General features: G+C 73.7%; 2 protein-coding genes. Both read right to left on the bottom strand.

Annotated elements, in window-relative coordinates; genetic code table 11:
• Positions 1-173: 173 nt before the first annotated feature.
• On the bottom strand, positions 174-11,324 hold the full coding sequence (locus N6H00_RS22945) for a type I polyketide synthase (RefSeq protein ID WP_268973708.1): 11,151 nt from the start codon (positions 11,322-11,324) through the stop codon (positions 174-176).
• 52 nt (positions 11,325-11,376) lie between these two features.
• Positions 11,377-20,208: a type I polyketide synthase gene (locus N6H00_RS22940; RefSeq protein ID WP_268973707.1), complete on the bottom strand. Its 8,832-nt coding sequence runs from the start codon at positions 20,206-20,208 to the stop codon at positions 11,377-11,379.
• Between the last annotated feature and the right edge of the window lie 51 nt (positions 20,209-20,259).

Below are 20,259 nucleotides of genomic sequence, written 5' to 3'. Positions count from 1 at the left end.
GAAGGAATGCCGGGGCAAATCGTTGGGCACGTCACCAGATCCGAGTGAAAACTATGGGATGGCCAGAGGGGGAACAACCCCTAGCCGGGCCCCTAGGGCCCCAAGCCGAAGCGGCCTTCACCTGCGGCGAGGGGCCTGACGGCCAGGGCCCGGGGACAGGCCGGGGGCAGGCCCTACGACCGGCCGAGTTCGTCGTTGATCAGGGCGAAGATTTCCTCGTCCGTCCCCGACTCGAGGACGTCCACACCGTTATCGGCGGCCCTCTCGGCAGTAGCGCGGCCCGGATCGGACCACTTGGCGAGCAGCGCCTGGAGGCGGACCACCACCTTCGCGCGGGTCATATTGTCCAGGGCGGCTCGGGAAAGAGCGTTGTCCACACTGTCCAGCTCATCGAAGAGTGACCGTTCAGCGGATTCCCTATCCGGGAACATTTCCCCGGCGATCCGCTGGGTGAGCGCCTCGACGGTGGGGTGGTCGAATACCAGGGTGGAGGGCAGCCGAAGTCCCGTGGCGGCGTTCAGCCGGTTGCGGAGTTCCACGGCGGTGAGCGAGTCGAATCCGAGATCCTTGAGCGCCCGCCCGGCATCGATGAGCGCACTGTCCGGGATATTGAGCACGGCTGCCACTTCCGCGCGAAGGAAATCCGCCAAAGCCCGGTGACGCTCGACAGCGGGCAGGGCGGCAAGCCGCCGGGTGAGGTCGTCGGTGTCCTGACGCGATGCGGCCACGCGCCGGTTCGGAGTGCCGGCGAGTCCCTTGAGCAGGGCGGGCACGGAGTCCGCCCGTTCGCGCAGCGCCGCACGGTCCAGCCGCACCGGCATCACCACCGCCGACGCGCACCGATCCGCCGCGTCGAACAGCGCCAGACCCTCCTCAGCCGACAACGCCACCAGCCCCGACCGAGCCATCCGCCGCACATCGGCATCCCCCAGACCACCCACCATCCCCCCACCCACCTGCTCCCACGGCCCCCAAGCCAAGGACTGGGCAGGCAGACCCAGGGCCCTGCGGTACTGGGCAAGCGCATCCAGATAACTGTTCGCCGCCGCGTAATTCGCCTGCCCCGGACCGCCCAAGGTCCCGGCCGCCGAGGAGAACAACACGAACGCCGACAGATCCATGTCACGGGTCAGCTCATGCAGATGCCACGCGGCGTCCACCTTGGGACGCAACACCGCATCCAGCCGCTCGGGCGTCAGCGACTCCACCACCGCGTCATCCAGCACACCCGCCGCATGCACCACCCCGGACAGGTCTCCTACGGTCGCGATGGCCTCCGCCAGCGCCGCACGGTCCGCCACATCACACGCCACCACCGACACCTCGGCACCCAAGGCCGACAACTCGGCACACAGCTCCTCCGCACCCGGCGCCGCCATACCCCGCCGACTGGTCAACACCAACCGACGCACACCCCGCACCGCCACCAAATGCCGCGCCACCAACGCACCCAGCACACCCGTACCACCCGTGACCAGCACCGCACCCCGGCCATCGAGCGGCGCCGGAACCGTCAGCACCACCTTGCCCACATGCCGCGCCTGACTCATGAAACGCAGCGCGTCCACCGCCTGGCGTACGTCCCACACCGTCACCGGAAGCGGCCGCAGCACACCCTCCCGGAACAGGGACATCAACGCGGACAGCATCTCCCCGATCCGCTCCGGACCGGCCTCGACCAGGTCATACGCCCGGTACCCGTCGACCGCCTCCCGCACATCCGTCTTCCCCAGCTCCAGGAACCGGCCGCCGTCCGCCAGCACCCGCAGCGAGGCGTCCACGAACTCACCCGCGAGCGAGTTCAGCACCACATCCACACCCCGGCCACCCGTGGCCGCAAGGAACCGCCCCTCGAACTCCAGATCCCGGGACGAGGCGATGTGATCGTCGTCCAGTCCCAGCTCCCTCAGCACACCCCACTTGGCCGGACTCGCCGTCGCCCACACCTCCGCACCCACATGCCGCGCCAACTGCACCGCCGCCATCCCCACCCCACCAGCGGCCGCATGCACCAACACCGACTCACCGGACCCCAACCCCGCCAGATCCACCAGCCCGTAATACGCGGTCAAGAACACCACCGGCACCGACGCCGCCCGCGCGAACGACCACCCCTCCGGCACCCGCGCCAGCATCCGCTGGTCCGCCACCGCCACCGACCCGATCGACGCCGGGAACAGGCCGAACACCCGATCGCCCGGGGCCAGCCCCACGACCCCCGGCCCCGTCTCCAGCACGACCCCGGCGCCCTCGCTGCCCAACCCCTCCTGGTCCACCACACCGAGCGTGAGCAGTACGTCCCGGAAGTTCAGCCCGGCAGCACGCACCCCGACCCGCACCTGACCGGGCCCCAACGGCTCATCTGCGGCCGGAGAGCCGACCAGCGCCACACCGTCCAAGGTGCCCGCGGCGGCCACCTCCAGCCGCCAGGACGGCTCCTCCGCGGGGACGGTGAGCGTGTTGTCGGCCTGAGCCGGGACCAGCCGTGGAACGGCCACCTCACCGAGGCGAACGGCAAGCTGCGGCTCTCCCGACCCGATGGCCTTCGGGATCGCGTGCCAGGACTCCTCGCTCCCGTCGACCTCCACGAGCACGAACCGGCCGGGGTGCTCGGACTGGGCGGACCGGACCAGGCCCTGGACGGCCGCCCCGACCATGCCTTCCCGGGTCACGATCGCCAATGTGGACGTCGCGCATCGCTCGTCGGCGAGCCACGCCCGCAACGTCGCCAGCGCCCAGGCGGTGGCGGCCCGCACCTGTTCCGTGGGCTCGCCCTCCGCCTCCGCCGGCGGCGTCACCAGTACGGCGTCCGGCGCCGTCGCGCCCGAGGCGATCGCGGCACCGAAGGCGGGGATGTCCGGATAGGCGACGGTTCCCGGCACCTCGAAGAAGAGGTCGCCGACGGTGGCCAAGGACATCGCCGACGCGGTGCTCGGCTCGGGCCACGGGGTCCAATCGAGCCGCAGCAGGGAGTCGGAGCCGACGTTGCCCGGCGCCCGGAGGCTTTCCGCCGAGACCGCGCGCAACACCAACGATGCGATTCGCGCGACGAGTTGACCGCCCGCGTCCGCGATCTCCACCGACACCGTGTCCGGCCCGGTCTGCGCCAGGCGCACCCGTACCGAGGTGGCGCCGGTCGCGTGGAGCGACACTCCGCGCCATGAGAAGGGCAGGCGGGTGGTGTCGTCATCCGCAAGCGCGGTCAGGCCCATCGAATGCAGGGCGGCGTCGAGCAGAGCGGGGTGCAGACCGAAGGACGCGACATCGGTGCCCGGGGGCAGTTCGACCTCGGCGAAGACGTCCTCCCCCAGCCGCCAGGCCGCCCGAAGCCCCCGGAACGCCGGCCCATAGCCATACCCCAGATCCGCCAACCGCTCATACAACCCATCAACCGCCACCGGCTCCGCACCCTCCGGCGGCCACTGCCCCCCACACGCCAACCCCGCCACCTCGCCGACCGCCGCCTCCGCGACCGTCAGCACACCCGACGCATGACGCACCCACGGCGCCCCCGACGCACCACCCTCCCCGCACGAGAACACCTCCACCGACCGCGCCCCCACCTCATCCGCACCACCCACCACCACCTGCAACCGCACCGCACCACCATCAGGCACCACCAACGGCGCCTCCAACGTCAACTCCTCCACCCGGTCACACCCCACCTCATCCCCCGCACGCAACGCCAACTCCACACACGCCGCCCCCGGCAACAAGACCTGGCCCAGCACCACGTGATCGGCGACCCACGGCTGTGCGTGCCGGGACACCCGGCCGGTCAGCACCACCGAGGAGCTGTCGGCCAACGGGACCGCGGCGGCCAGCAGGGGGTGGCCGGCCGGGGTGAGCCCGGCCGACGCGGCATCGGCTCCGGAGGACGGCTCCAGCCAGAACCGGCTCCGCTGGAACGGGTACGTCGGCAGGTCCACCGGACGCACCCGGGGCCCTCCCAGCACCGCAGGCCAATCGACGGGGACACCGCGTACGTAGGCGTGGGCCACGGCGGCCATCAGCGTCTCGGGCTCGGGACGGTCACGCCGCAGGACCGGGACGCTCACCCCGGCCACACTGTCCTGAGCCATCCCCGACAACGTGCCATCCGGACCCAGCTCCACGAACATGGCCACGCCCTCGGCGTCCAGGGCACGGACACCATCGTGGAAACGGACCGCCTCCCGCACGTGACGCACCCAGTACTCCGCACCATCCGGCACACCCACCTGGCCGGAAACGTTCAGCACCAGCGGAATCCTCGGCTCGGCATACTCCACCGACTCCGCCACCCGCCGGAACTCCTCCAGCATCCCCTCCATCAGAGACGAATGGAACGCATGCGACACCCGCAGCCGACGCACCCGACGACCCCGCGCCTCCCACTCCGCCGCAACCACCTCCACCACCGACGCCACACCCGACACCACCGTGGACGACGGACCATTGACCGCCGCGACGTCAACGCCGTCGCGCTCCGCCAGGCCCTCCAGCACCTCCGCCTCGGACGCCTCCACCGCCACCATCGCCCCACCCGACGGCAACGCCTGCATCAACCGACCCCGCGCCCCCACCAACCGGCAGGCATCCCCCAGCGAAAACATCCCCGCCACATGCGCGGCAGCCAACTCACCCACCGAATGCCCCAGCACGAAATCCGGGACCACACCCCAGGACTCCACCAACCGGAACAACGCCACCTCAACCGCGAACAACGCAGGCTGAGCAAACTCCGTACGATCCAAAACCCCCTGGTCGGCACCGAACACCACGTCCTTCAGCGGCCGCTCCAGCTCCAGCCCCTCACACACCGCGTCAAACGCCTCCGCGAACACCGGATAGGACTCATACAGCTCACGCCCCATCCCCACCCGCTGCGACCCCTGACCCGCGAACAAGAAAGCGCACTTGCCCTCCGCCACCACACCCTCGACCACCCCAGACGACGACTCCCCACGAGCCAACACCCCAAGCCCGTCCAACAACGACTCCCGGTCCCGGCCCAGCACCACCGCCCGCCGCTCCAACGCAGCCCGCGAGGCCACCAGGGACGCGGCCGTCTCCACCGGGTGTGTCTCGGGATGTTCCGCGGCGAACGACCCCAGCCGTTCGGCTTGTGCGCGCAGCGCCTGCTCGCCGACCGCCGACAGAACCCATGGAACGACCGGCGGCGGCAGCAGCGGTGCGGAATCCGGGTCGGGGTCGGTGGCCTCCTCCGGAGCCGCGTCCTCCAGGATGACGTGGGCGTTGGTGCCGCTGACGCCGAACGAGGACACCCCCGCGCGGCGTGGGCGTCCGGCCGAGTGGGGCCAGTCCACGGGGTCGGTGAGCAAGGACACCGCGCCGGAGGACCAGTCGACGTGTGGCGTCGGCTCGTCCACGTGCAGCGTTCGCGGCAGTACGCCGTGCCGCATGGCCATCACCATCTTGATCACACCGGCCACGCCGGCGGCCGCCGCGGTGTGCCCGATGTTGGACTTCAGCGACCCGATCCACAGGGGCCGGTCGCCCGCGCGGCCCTGCCCGTACGTCGCCAGCAGCGCCTGCGCCTCGATCGGATCGCCCAGCACCGTCCCCGTGCCATGCGCTTCCACCGCGTCCACCTCGTCCGGCGACACGCCCGCGGCGGCCAGCGCCTGCCGGATCACCCGCTGCTGTGAGGGGCCGTTGGGCGCGCTCAGGCCGTTGCTGGCGCCGTCCTGGTTGACCGCCGTGCCGCGCACCACCGCCAGCACCCGGTGGCCGTTGCGGCGCGCGTCGGACAGCCGCTCCAGGAGCAGGACGCCGACGCCTTCGCCCCAGGCCGTGCCGTCGGCCGCGGCGGCGAACGACTTGCAGCGGCCGTCGGGCGCCAGCCCGCGCTGGCGGCTGAACTCCACGAAGGCGACGGGGTTGACCACCACCGCGACCCCGCCGACGACGGCCAGCGAGCTCTCGCCCTGCCGCAGCGACTGGCAGGCCAGGTGGAGCGCCACCAGGGACGACGAGCAGGCCGTGTCCACCGTGACCGCCGGCCCTTCGAGACCCAGCGCGTAGGCCACCCGTCCGGAGACGACAGCGGTGGCGCCCCCGGTCAGGTAGTAGCCCTCGGCGCCCTCGGCGGCCTGCCGTGCACCGGCCCCGTAACCCTGCGCGGACGCTCCGACGAACACACCGGTCGGGGTGGTCCGCAGCGAGGTGGGATCGATGCCCGCCCGCTCGAACACCTCCCAGGACGCCTCCAGCATCAGCCGCTGCTGCGGGTCCATCGCGAGCGCCTCACGCGGGGAGATCCCGAACAGGGCGGGGTCGAAGTCCCCGATGTCCGGGATGAAGGCGCCCTCGCGGACGTAGGACGTGCCGGGCCGGTCCGGGTCGGGGTCGTACAGCGCGTCGAGGTCCCAGCCCCGGTCCGTGGGGAAGGGCGAGACGGCGTCGACCCCGTCGGCCACCACCCGCCACAGTTCCTCCGGTGACTCGGCGCCGCCGGGGTAGCGGCAGCTCATCGCCACGATCGCGATGGGGTCGTCCGCCGCCACCGGACCCGTCGGCCCGGCCGGCCCCGGCCCGGCGTCGGCGGCGGCGTCGTCGCCCAGGATCTCGTGGCGGAGGAAGTCCGCCAGCGCGGCCACCGTGGGATGGTCGTAGACCAGGGTCGCGGGCAGCCGCAGACCGCTGGCGTCGCTCAGCCGGTTGCGCAGCCGCACGGCGGTCAACGAGTCGAAGCCCAGCTCCCGGAAGGCGCGTCCGACTGGTATCGCACCGGGTTCGGCGTAGCCCAGGACGGCTGCGGCCTGTTCGCGTACGAGCGTGACCAGCAGCTCGGTCCGGCCGGACGCCGAGAGCGCGGCCAGCCGGCGGCGCAGCTCCGGTTGCGTGTCGCCGTCGGCGGCCGTGAACGTGGCCGTGGACGTGGCTGTGGCTGTGGACGTGGATTCTTCGAGCAGCCGCCGCACCTCGGGGAGTTCTCCGATGAGGGGGCGGGGGCGGGCCGAGGTGAAGAGCGGCACGAACCGGGCCCAGTCCACGTCCGCCACGGTCACGGTCGTCTCGTCGTGGTCCAGCGCCTGTCCCAGGGCGGTGATCGCCAGGTCGGGGTCCATCGGACGCAGACCGCGCAGCCGCAGATAGGCGTCGGCGGCGTCGTCGGCCGCCATGCCGGAGCCGCCCCAGGAACCCCAGGCGACCGAGGTGGCGGTGGCGCCCCGGTCGCGCCGCCGCTGGGCGAGGGCGTCGAGGAAGGCGTTCGCCGCGCCGTAGGCGCCCTGGTTACCGCTGCCCCACACCCCCGCGTTGGACGAGAAGAGGACGAAGGCGTCGAGCTGCTCCGGGGCCCCCGTGGACTCCGGGGACTCCGGGGACTCCGCGGCCTCCGGGGTGCCCGGAGCGCCCGGGGCGAGCAGCTCGTCGAGGAGGGCGGCGCCGACCGCTTTGGCGCCGAGCACCTCGGCGCACTCCCCCGGTGTGGTGTCGAGGAGCGGTGTGAGCTGGCCCACCCCGGCGGTGTGGAAGACGGCGTTCGGCGGATGCTCGGCCAGGAGCGCGGTCAGCGCGTCCCGGTCGGTGACGTCGCACGCGACGATCGTCACCTCGGCGCCGAGCGCCGTCAGTTCGTCCCTCAGGTGGTCGGCGCCGGGCGCGTCGGGGCCGCGCCGCCCCGTCAGGACCAGGTGGTCCGCGCCCTTCCGGGCCAGCCACCGCGCCACGTGGCCGCCGAGCGCACCGGTGCCGCCGGTCACCAGGACGGTGCCGCGCGGGCGCCAGGGCGAGGGAGCCGGGGCGGAGGCCGACGCCGCGCGCACCATCCTGCAGACGTACGTCCCCGAGGGGCGTACGGCGATCTGGTCCTCGTCACCCGCCGCGGCGAGGACGTCGCAGAGCCGCTGTCGAGCCCCGGCGTCCAGTGGCTCGGCGGGCAGGTCCAGCAGCCCGCCCCAGCGCTCGGGGTGCTCCAGACCGGCCACCCTGCCGAGCCCCCAGACCTGCGCCTGTACGGGGCTGAGCAGCCGGTCGGAGCGCTGTGCCGCGACCGCGCCCCGGGTGGCGAGCCATAGTGGCGTGGGGTGCCCGTCGAGCGCCTGGACCAGCGCGAGGGAAGCGGCGAGACCGCGCGGCACCGCCGGGTGTTCGGGGTGCGGTGCCTCGTCCAGGGCCAGCAGCGACAGTACGCCCGACAGGGGCGCCGACTGCTGGTCCACGGCATCCGCCACGACGTCCGCCATGGCGCCCTCCAGCGTGGCGCGGTCGGCGTCCGCGCAGCACACGGGGAGGGGCACGACGAGGGCGCCGGACTCGGCCAGGGCGGAGGACACGGAGCCCACCAGCGGGTCGTCGAGGTGCGAGTCCGGGACGGCGAGCAGCCAGCTGCCGGAGAGCCGGCCGGTGGACGGGACCGAGAGCGGCTGCCAGGTGATGCGGTACCGCCAGGAGTCGATGAGCGACCGGTCTCGTGCGGTACGGCGCCAGGTGGCCAGGGCGGGCAGCAGCTGCCCGACCAGTTCACCGTCCGCGTCGAGGGTCATCGCCAGCTCGGTCGCGTCGGCTCGTTCGACCGCGTCCCAGAAGCGCGTCTCGGCCTCATCGGCCCGTACGGGCTCGGTCACGTCGGTGGACGTGTGGCTGTCGAGCCAGTAGCGCTGCCGCTGGAAGGCATACGTCGGCAGATCTACCCGCCGCGCGCCTTCGAACAGCGACGACCAGTCCACGTCCACGCCGTTGACGTACGCCTCCGCCACCGAGGCCAGGAAACGCTCCAGACCGCCGTCGTCCCGGCGCAGCGAACCCAGCGCCACCGCCTCCGCACCCGCCGCGTCAATGCTCTCCTGCACACCGACCGCAAGCACCGGATGGGCGCTAGCCTCGATGAACACCCCGAAACCCCGCGCCAGCAACGCCTCGGTCGCCGCGCCGAACCGCACCGTCTCCCGCAGATTCCGATACCAATACCCGGCATCCAACTGCTCGGTATCCAGCCAGTCACCCGTCACCGTGGAGAAGAACGGCACCCGGGAACGCACCGGAGCGATCCCGCTCAGCTCCTCCAGCAACCGCTCCCGCAACACCTCCACATGCGCCGAATGCGAGGCGTAATCCACCTCGATACGGCGCGCCCGCACACCGTCCACCTCACAGGCCGCGACAAACTCGTCCAGCGCCGCCGCGTCCCCGGACACCACCACCGACGACGGACCGTTCACCGCCGCCACGCCCACCCGACCACCCCACGGCCCCAGCAGCGCAACCGCGTCGTCCGCCGAGACCGCCACCGACACCATCCCCCCGCCACCAGCCAACGCCGTCAGCGCCCGGCTCCGCAGCGCCACCACCCGCGCCCCGTCCTCCAACGACAACCCACCCGCCACACACGCCGCCGCGATCTCGCCCTGCGAATGCCCCACCACCGCACCCGGCACCACACCGAAGGACTCCCACAACGCCGCCAACGACACCATCACCGCCCACAACACCGGCTGCACCACATCCACCCGCCCCAACGCAACCTCATCCCCCAAGACCCCGGTCAGCGACCAGTCCACATAAGCCGACAACACCCGCTCACACTCCGCCATCCGCCCCGCGAACACCGGCGAAGCCCCCAGCAGATCCACCGCCATCCCCACCCACTGCGACCCCTGCCCCGGAAACACCAACACCGACTTGCCGCCACCGGGCGCCCCACCCGTGATCAGCCCCGGAGCCGAACCGCCCTCCGCCAGTGCCGCCAGACCGGCGCGTAGCTCCGCCATACCGTCCGCCACCACCGCCGCCCGATGCGGCAACGCCGCCCGCGAAGCCGCCAAGGACAGCCCCACATCGGCCGGGTGCGGATCCGTACGGCCGTCCGAGCGGCCCTCCGTGAACGACAGCAGCCGCCGCGCCTGCTCCGCCAGGGCCCGTTCGCCTCGGGCCGACAGCACCCAGACGACCGGCCCTTCCGCGGGTTCGGCCGTGGGCTCCTCGGCCGGCGCCGGCGGCTGTTCGAGGATCACATGGGCGTTGGTGCCGCTCATGCCGAACGACGAGACACCCGCGCGCCTCGGCCGACCGTCCGTCTCCGGCCACTCCCGCGCCTCCGTCAGCAGCGACACCCCACCCGACGACCAATCCACATGCGGCGACGGCTCATCCACATGCAACGTCCTCGGCAACACACCGTGCCGCATCGCCATCACCATCTTGATGACGCCACCCACACCCGCGGCGGCCGCACTGTGCCCGATGTTCGACTTCAACGACCCCAGCCACAAGGGCCGGTCCGCCGCCCGGTCCCGGCCGTAGACCGCCTGTAGCGCCTCCACCTCGATGGGGTCGCCCAGCACCGTCCCGGTGCCGTGCCCCTCCACCGCGTCCACCTCGTCCGGCGACAGCCCGGCACCCGCCAGCGCTTGCCGGATCACCCGCTGCTGCGACGGGCCATTGGGCGCCGTCAGCCCATTGCTCGCACCGTCCTGGTTGACCGCACTGCCCCGCACCACCGCCAGCACCGGAAGCCCGCGCCGACGCGCCTCCGACAACCGGGTCAGCAGCAGCACACCGACCCCCTCGGCCCACCCCGTACCGTCCGCGCCCGCCGCGTACGCCTTGCACCGCCCATCGGCGGACAGCCCCCGCTGCCTGCTGAATTCGATGAACGGTCCGGGGCCGGACAGGATCGTCGCACCGCCCGCGAGCGCCATCGAGCACTCGCCCTTGCGCAGGCTGTGGCAGGCGAGGTGCAGGGCGACCAGGGACGAGGAGCACGCCGTGTCCACGGTCACCGCCGGGCCCTCCAGGCCGAGGGCGTAGGCCACCCGCCCGGAGGCGACGCTCGCGGCGGTGCCGGTCAGCAGATGTCCTTCCAGCTCTCCGGGCGCGGAGCCGGCGCGGGGGCTGTAGTCCTGGCCGTTCGTACCGGTGTACACGCCGATCGCGGCACCGCGTACCGAGGTGGGGGCGATCCCGGCGCGTTCGAAGACCTCCCAGGTCGCCTCCAGCAGCAGCCGCTGCTGCGGGTCCATCGCGAGCGCCTCGTGCGGACTGATCCCGAAGAACCCGGCGTCGAACTCTGCCGCGTCGTGGACGAATCCGCCCTGGGTGGCGTAGGACGTGCCCGGCTCGTCCGGGTCGGTGGAGCGGAGGGCGTCGAGGTCCCAGCCGCGATCGGCCGGGAAGTCCGAGATCGCGTCAACCTGATCGTGGACGAGCCGCCACAGGTCCTCCGGGGAGCTGACCCCGCCGGGGTATCGGCACGCCATGGCCACGATGGCGACCGGCTCGGCCTCGGCGGATTCGACCTCCTGCAACCGCTGCCGGGTCTTCCGCAGCTCGGCGGTCATCCACTTGAGGTGGTCCAGGAGCTTCTCTTCGTTCGTCATTCGGTACGCAACTCCTCGGATCGAGCCGTCGGCCGTGGTTTCCCCGGCCGGGTCAGGCTTTGCCGAACTCCTGGTGGATGAGGTCGAACAGGTCGTCCGCGGTGGCCTCGTCCAGGTCCTGGTTCTGGGTCTGGTCCTTGTCCCGGGCTTGGCCCTCGGCCGTGTTCCGCGCCGGTTGGCTCCGTACGGCCAAGGAGTCCGCGCCGCCGGACGCGAGCAGCCGGGGCAGGCGTGCCCGGACGGTGGCGTGCGCGGGGTCGTCGGCCGGGAGCGCCGCCAGTACGGATTCCAGCTCCTCCAGCGTGCGCAGCGCCCGCTCACCCGAGCCGGCCCCGGAACCAGGGCCAGGGCCAGGGCCGGAGTCGAGGGCTTCGGTCCGCAGGTGGTGGGCGACGCTCTCCGGTGTGGGGTGGTCGAAGGCGAGCGCGGCGGGCAGCGGCAGCCCGGTGGCCGTGGCCAGCCGGTTGCGGAAGTCGACGGCGGTCAGCGAGTCGAAGCCCAGGTCGCGGAAGGCCCGGTCCGGCTCGATGGTCCGGGCCGAGGGGTGGCCCAGAGCCGCCGCGGCGTGCTCGCGCACGAGTTCCAGCACCAGCTGGTCCCGCTCCGGCTCCGGCGCGCCGGCCAGCCGCTCGGCCAGCGTGCGCCCGGAGGAGTCAGGGGCGGTGGAGTCGGTGGCCGTGGTGTCCGCCGTGGCCCGCCGCACCTCCGCCAGGTCGCCGAGCAGCGGGCTCGGCCGCAGTGCGGTGAAGCCCGGGGCGAACCGCTCCCAGTCCACGTCGGCCACCACCGCGCAGGCCGGGCCGCCCGGCAGCTCCCACAGGGCCTCGACCGCCTGCCGGGGCTCAAGGGGCCGCAGGCCGCGCCGGCGCAGGTGGTCCTCGGCGTCGGTGGCCATTCCGCCCTCGGCCCAGGGCCCCCAGGCCACCGAGGTGGCGGACCGGCCGCGGGCCCGGCGCTGTTCGGCCAGAGCGTCTAGGAAGGCGTTGGCGGCCGCGTAGGCGCCCTGGCCGCCGCTGCCCCAGACGGCGGCGATGGAGGAGAACAGGACGAACGCGTCGAGGGGGTCGTCGGCGAACAGCTCGTCCAGGTGCAGCGCACCGGTGACCTTGGCGGACACCACCGCGGCGTAGTCGCCGAGGTCCGTGCGGACGTCCGGCATCTCGGCCGCTCCGGCGGCGTGGACGACGGCGGTGACCGGTGGGCCGGCCGCGCGCACCCGGTCGACGAGGGCGGCCAGGGCGTCCCGGTCGGCGACATCGCAGGCGACCACGGTGACGGCGGCGCCCAGGCCGGTCAGTTCGGCCTCCAGGGCGGCGGCGCCCGGCGCCGACGGGCCCCGGCGGCTGAGGAGCACCAGGTGTTCGGCGCCCTCACGGGCCAGGGCACGGGCGACGTGTGCGCCCAGGACGCCCGTGCCACCGGTGATCAGTACGGTGCCTCGCGGCCGCCACCGAGGGGTCCGGGGGTCCTTCCCGGCACGGCCCTTTCCGGCACGGTCCTTCCCGCCACGGTCCTTCCCGCCGCCACGGATCTCCCCGCAGTCATCGACCTTCCCGCCGCCATGGACCTTCCCGCCGCCATGGACCTTTCCGCCGCCATGGACCCTTCCGCCCCGGACCAGCCTGCGGCCGAACACCCCGGCGGCCCGCACCGCCAGCTGGTCCTCGCCCTGTCGTCCGCCCGTCAGCGCCGTGGCGAACCGCTCCCGGGCGCGGGGGTCCCAGGTTTCGGGCAGGTCGACGAGCCCACCCCAGGCGTCGGGGTGTTCCAGGGCCATCGCCCGGCCCAGGCCCCACAGTTGGCCCTGCGAGGCGCTGGTGAGCGGATCGCCGGGGCCGGTCGACACCGCGCCGCGGGTCGCACACCACAGGGGTGCGGTGATGTTCCGGCCGTCCACCGTCCCCAGCAGGGCGAGGGTGTGCCGGAGACCTCTGGGTACCGCCGGTTCCTCCTCGCCCGGGGTGTCGTCCAGGGCGAGCAGCGACAGCACACCGGTCACCCCGGGCGGCGCGGCGGCCAGCCCCTCGGCGAGGCTCGCCTCATCGGTCACCAGGACGGTCCGGGTGCGGGCGCCGTGGTCGCTCAGCGCCCGCTCGGCTCCTTCGGCCGACGGGTGGGACGCGAGCGCGGCGGGCACGAGGACCAGCCAGGTGCCGGCGGGCGCGGCGGCGGGCGGGAGGTCGAGGGGCTTCCAGGTGACGCGGTAGCGGCGGCGGTCCGCCGCGGACCGTTCCCGCCGGCCGCGCCGCCAGGCCGAGAGGGCGGGCAGCACGGCGCTCCACGGCTGTTCGTCGCCCACCTCCAGCATGGTGCTCAGCGCCTGGTGGTCGGCGCGCTCCACGGCGTCCCAGAAGGGCGCGTCCACGGTGTCGTCGGGCGCCCGTTCCGAGCCCGCGGACGGGCCCGTGTTCGCGGCCGGGCCCGAGTCCGCCTCCGCGTCCGCGTCCGGTTCCGGGTCCAGCCAGTAGCGGCGGCCCTGGAAGGCGTACGCCGGGAGGTCCACCCGCCGGGCGCCGGTGTCCTCGAACACCGCCGGCCAGGCGACCTGGGCCCCTCTGACGTGGGCGGTACCGAGCGCCGCGCACAGGCTCTCGGCCTCGGGGCGGCCGGCGCGCAGGGCGGGCACCAGCGCCACGTCGGAACCCTCGGGCAGGCAGTCCTGGCCCATGGCGCTGAGCACGCCGTCCGGGCCGAGTTCGAGGAAGGTACGGACGCCCTGGTCGGCCAGGTACCGCATACCGTCCAGGAAGCGCACGGTATGGCGGACATGCCGCACCCAGTACTCCGGGGTGCCGATCTCCTCCGGGTCGGCGGGGCGGCCGGTGAGGTCGGACACCACGGGTATCGCGGGGGTTTCGTACCTCACGGTCTCCGCCACCCGCCGGAAGTCGTCGAGCACGGGGTCCATGAGCGGTGAGTGGAAGGCGTGCCCGGTCCGCAGCCGCTTCACCTTCCGGCCCCGGTCCTCCCAGTGGGCGGCGAGCCGTGCGATGTCCTCCTCCGCGCCGGAGAGCACCACGGCCGACGGCCCGTTCACGGCCGCGATGCCGACACCGTCCGGCAGGCCGACACCATCCGGCAGATACGCCGACTCCAGGACCTCGGCCTCCGAGGCCCGCACCGCCACCATCGACCCACCGGCGGGGAGCGCCTGCATCAGCCGGCCGCGCGCCGCCACCAGCCGGCACGCGTCCTCCAGGGAGAACACGCCCGCCACATGCGCGGCGGCCAGCTCGCCCAGCGAATGCCCCAGCAGTGCGTCGGGCCGTACGCCCCACCGCTCCAGCAGCCGGAACAGCGCCACCTCCACCGCGAACAGGGCGGGCTGGGCGACCTCGGTCCGGTCCAGCGCAGCCGCGTCGTCGCCGAACACCGCGGCCCGCAAGGGCAGGTCGATCCGCGCGCACACCGCGTCGAACGCCTCCGCGAACACCGGGTGCGCCTCGTAGAGTTCCCGTCCCATCCCGGTGCGCTGCGCACCTTGTCCGGTGAACAGGAAGGCCACCTTCCCGTCCTTGGCCGCGCCCTCGACAACGCCCGGAGAGGGGGTCCCGTCCAGCAACGTCTCCAGGCCACGCAGCAGTTCCGTACGGTCGGCCCCGACGATGACGGCCCGGTGGGCGAGCGCGGCACGCGAGGTGGCCAGCGAGAACGCCACGTCGCGGGGGTGGTCGTGCCGCCCCGCCCCCTGGAGGTGAGCCCGGAGCGTACGGACCTGAGCGCGCAGCGCATCCCGCCCAGGAGCGGAGAGAAGCCAGGGAACCACCCCCCGGGAGCGGGTCCCGGAGGCGCCAGGGGCCTCGGGGACGGCGGGGACCCCGGCGGCCCCGGGGGTCCCAGGGACGTCGGAAGTCCCGGAGGCCCCAGGGACCTCGGGGGCGGCGGGAGTCCCGGCGGCCTCGGGGGCGGCGGGAGTCCCGGCGGCCTCGGGGGTGGCGGGGGTCCCGGGGGTCCTGGGGGTCCCGGGGACGGCGGGGACCTCGGGGGTGGCGGGAGTCCCGGCGGCCTCAGGGGTGGCGGGGGCCCCGGCGGCCCCGAGGGCCCCGGGGGTCCCGGGGGTCCCAGGGACGGCGGCGGCCGGGGCGGCCGGGGCGGGATCCGGGGCGTGTTCGAGGATCACATGGGCGTTGGTGCCGCTCATGCCGAACGACGAGACACCCGCGCGCCTCGGCCGGCCGTCCGTCTCCGGCCACTCCCGCGCCTCCGTCAGCAGCGACACCCCACCCGACGACCAATCCACATGCGGCGACGGCTGATCCACGTGCAGCGTCCGCGGCAGGACGCCGTGCCGCATCGCCATCACCATCTTGATCACACCGGCCACACCGGCCGCCGCCTGCGCATGCCCGATGTTCGACTTCAACGACCCCAGCCACAACGGACGGTCCACCGCACGCCCCCGCCCGTACGTCGCCAGCAGCGCCTGCGCCTCGATCGGATCGCCCAGCTTCGTCCCCGTGCCGTGCCCCTCCACCGTGTCCACCTCATCCGGCGACAGCCCGGCACCCGCCAGCGCCTGCCGGATCACCCGCTGCTGCGACGGACCGTTGGGCGCCGTCAGCCCATTGCTCGCACCGTCCTGGTTGACCGCACTGCCCCGCACCACCGCCAGCACCGGAAGCCCACGCCGACGCGCCTCCGACAACCGGGTCAGCAGCAGCACGCCCACCCCCTCCGCCCACCCCGTACCGTCCGCGGACGCCGCGAACGCCTTGCACCGACCGTCCGGCGCCAGCCCTCGCTGCCTGCTGAACTCCACGAAGCCGCCGGGCGTGGACATCACGGCGACGCCGCCGACCAGCGCCTGGGCGCATTCGCCCGTGGCGAGGGCCTTCGCCGCCAGGTGCAGGGCCACCAGCGACGACGAGCAGGCGGTGTCCACCGTCAGCGCCGGGCCCTCCAGGCCCAGGGTGTAGGCGATGCGTCCGGCGAGCACGCCCGCCGCGTTGCCGGTGAGCAGATGCCCTTCCAGCTGCCGCACAGCGGGCCCGCCCAGGGAGAGGTAGTCCTGTCCGCTGGTGCCGATGAACACGCCCGTCGCCCGGTCCCGCAGGGAGGTGGGGTCCACACCGGCCCGTTCGACGGCTTCCCAGGAGACCTCCAGCAACTGCCGCTGCTGCGGGTCCATGGCCAGCGCCTCGCGGGGCGAGATCCCGAAGAAGTCCGCGTCGAACCGGGTGGCGTCGTCCAGGAATCCGCCGTGCCGGACGTACGACGTCCCCGGCTGGTCCGGATCGGGGTCGTACAGCCTCTCCAGGTCCCACCCCCGGTCGGCGGGGAACGGGGCGACGGCGTCGCCGCCGCGCTCCACCAGCTCCCACAGGTCCTCCGGCGACCGCACCCCGCCGGGCAGCCGGCACGCCATGCCGACGATGGCGAGGGGCTCGTCCGACCGCACCCCGACCCCCGTGCCATCGAAAGCCTCGTCCGCCCCGCCCAGGGCCTCGGTCCTCAGGTGCCGGGCGAGCGCGGACGGGGTGGGGTGGTCGAACGCGAGGGTGGACGACAGCTCCAGGCCGGTCGCCGCGTTCAGCCGGTTCCGCAGCTCGACGGCCGTGACGGAGTCGAAGCCCAGGTCCCTGAAGGCGCGTTCGGCGCCGACGGCGGCCGGGGACCCGTGCCCCAGCACGGTGGCCACCTGGAGCCGCACCAGGTCCAGCAGCTCACGCTCCTGGTCGGCCGCCGGCCGCCCCGCGAGCCGCTCCCGCAGCGGTGACTCCCCCGTGGCGGCGCCCGGCGCGAGGGCTGCGGGCTGGGCGGCGGGCACCACCTCGGGCATGGTCGTCTCGGCGTCCAGCCAGTAGCGGGTGCGCTGGAAGGCGTAGGTCGGCAGGTCCACCCGCCGGGCCCCGGTGCCGTGGAACACCGCTTCCCAGTCGGGGCCGGCGCCCCTGATGTGCAGCCGGCCGAGCGCCGTCGTCAGCGCCTCGGCGTCCGGCCGGTTCGTGCGGAGCGCCGGTATGAACGCGATGTCCGCGCCACCGGTCAGGCACTGGTCTCCCAGGGCGCCCAGGGTGCCGTCCGGGCCCAGCTCCAGGAAGGTCCGGACACCCTGGTCCACCAGCCACCGGACGCCGTCGGCGAACCGTACGGTCCCCCGGACGTGCCGCACCCAGTAGTCGGGAGAGGCGATCTCCTCGGCGTCGGCGGCCGTGCCGGTGAGGTTGGAGACGACGGGGATGCGCGGCGGGTGGAAGGCCACCTCCTCCGCCACCGCCCGGAACCGGTCCAGCACGGCGTCCATATGCGGCGAGTGGAAGGCCCGGTCCACCCGCAGCCGCGTCGCCTTCCGGCCTTCGGCGGCCCAGGACTGGGCGAGTTCCTCGACCGCGTCCTCGTCCCCGGAGACCACCGTGGACGACGGGCTGTTGACGGCGGCGATGTCCACCCGCCCGGCCAGTCCGTTCAGCGAAGCACGCACCTCGGCTTCCCCGGCCCGCAACGCGACCATGGCCCCGCCGGGGGGCAACTCCCCCATCAGCCGGCCACGGGCGGCCACCAGGCGGCACGCGTCCGCCAGCGAGAACACCCCGGCCAGATGCGCCGCCGCCAGCTCGCCCACCGAGTGCCCGAGCAGCCGGGTGGGGCGCACCCCGCGCCGTTCCAGGCCCCGGAACAACGCCACTTCCAGCGCGAACAGCGCCGCCTGGGTGTACGCGGTGTGGTTCAGCGGCTCCGGGTCGTCCCCGAACACCACCTCCGCGAGGGGGCGTTCGAGATGCCCGGCGAAGTGCCCGCTCACCTCGTCGAAGGCGGCGGCGAAGGCCGGGTCGTCCCGGTACAGCCCCCGGCCCATCCCCAGCCGCTGGGACCCCTGGCCGGGCAGGAGGAAGGCGAGGTCGCCGGGGGCCTTCGTGCCCTGGACGAGCTGAGGCGCGGGCCGGTCGTCGGCCAGGGCGGCGAGCCCCTCGCGCAACTCGTCGGCGGTCGTGCCCGTGACGACGGCCCGGTGTTCCCGGACGGCGCGCGTGGTGGCCAACGAGAACGCCACGTCGAGCGGACGGAGCACAGGGCCCCCGGCGGTGGACGCGGCGTCCCCGGCCGTAGACGCGGCACCCCCAGCGGTAGACGCGGCACCCCCGCCGGTAGACGCGGCGTCCCCGGCGGTGGACGCACGGCCCTCGATGGTGGGCGCGGCATCCCCGGCGCTCGACACAGGGTTCTCGACGGCCGGCACAGAGCCCCCGGCGACCGGCACGGGGTTCTCGACGGCCGGCACGGCATCCCCGGCAGTGGACGCAACGTCCCCGGCGGTGGACGCGCGGCCCTCGACGGTGGGCGCGGCATCCCCGGCAGTGGACGCAACGTCCCCGGCAGTCGGCACGGCATCCCCGGCGGTCGCGGTCAGCAGGCTCCGGGCCTGTGCCCGCAGGGCGTCGGGAGTGTCACCGGAGAGCACCCAGGGCACCACCGCGAGAGCGGCCGACGGTTCTCCGGCCACGGCGATCGACAGGTCGGCCGGGTCGGCCGGGAGGCCGGACGAGGGGTCGGCCGGGGGGTCGGGGGCCTCCACGATGACGTGGGCGTTCGTGCCGCTGATGCCGAAGGACGACACGGCGGCCCGGCGCGGCCGGCCATCCTCCACGGCCCACTCCCGCGCCTCCGTCAGCAGCGACACCCCACCCGACGACCAGTCCACATGCGGCGACGGCTCATCCACATGCAACGTCCTCGGCAACACACCGTGCCGCATCGCCATCACCATCTTGATGACGCCACCCACACCGGCCGCCGCCTGCGCATGCCCGATGTTCGACTTCAACGACCCCAGCCACAAGGGCCGGTCCACCGCACGCCCCCGCCCGTACGTCGCCAGCAGCGCCTGCGCCTCGATCGGATCGCCCAGCACCGTCCCCGTGCCGTGCGCCTCCACCGCGTCCACCTCATCCGGCGACAGCCCGGCGCCTTCCAGGGCCCGTAGGATCACCCGCTCCTGGGAGGGGGCGTTGGGCGCCGTGAGTCCGTTGCTGGCACCGTCCTGGTTGACCGCGCTGCCCCGCACCACCGCCAGCACGGGGTGCCCGAGCCGACGGGCGTCCGACAGCCGCTCGACGAGGAGTACCCCGGCCCCCTCGGCCCAGCCGGTGCCGTTGGCACCGGCCGCGAACGCCCGGCACCGGCCGTCCGGGGACAGCGCCCGCTGGCGGCTGAACTCCACGAAACCGGCCGGTGTGGACATCACCGTCACCCCGCCGGCCAGCGCCATCGAGCACTCCCCGCGCCGCAGCGCCTGGCAGGCCAGGTGCAGGGCCACCAGTGAGGACGAGCACGCCGTGTCCACCGTGATGGCCGGGCCCACGAGTCCGAAGGTGTAGGCCAGCCGGCCGGAGGCGACACTCGCCGCGCTGCCGTTGCCCAGATACGCCTCGAACCCCTCCGGAATCACCCGCAGGCGGGACGCGTAGTCGTTGTACATGACCCCGGTGAACACTCCGGTGTCGCTGCCCCGCAGCCGCGCAGGGTCGATCCCCGCGCGTTCGAACGCCTCCCAGGAGGTTTCCAGCAGCAGCCGCTGCTGCGGATCGATCGCCAGGGCCTCCCGGGGCGAGATCCCGAAGAAGGCCGGGTCGAAGTCGGCGGCGTCGTACAGGAAACCGCCGTGGCGGACGTACGACGTCCCCGGGTGGTCCGGGTCCGGGTCGTACAGCGCCGCCACGTCCCAGCCCCGGTCCGACGGGAAGTCCGATACGGCGTCCACGCCATCGCGCACCAGCGCCCACAGGGCCTCCGGCGACCGCACCCCGCCGGGGAACCGGCAGCCGATCCCGATGACCGCGACGGGCTCGTGCTCCCGCGCCTCGTACTGGCGCAGGCGGCGGTTGGCCTTCTTCAGATCGGCGGTCACCCGCCGGAGATAGTCGCGCAGTTTCTCTTCGTTGGACATCTGACCTCACCCCTGAAGTGGCCGGGCGGCGGGCACGTGGCGGATCACGGG

This window comes from Streptomyces sp. S465, from assembly GCF_026898115.1.
GTDB lineage: Bacteria > Actinomycetota > Actinomycetes > Streptomycetales > Streptomycetaceae > Streptomyces > Streptomyces luomodiensis.
The sequence above is the reverse complement of the archived record's forward strand: the minus strand, read 5'-3'. Positions and strand labels throughout refer to the sequence as shown.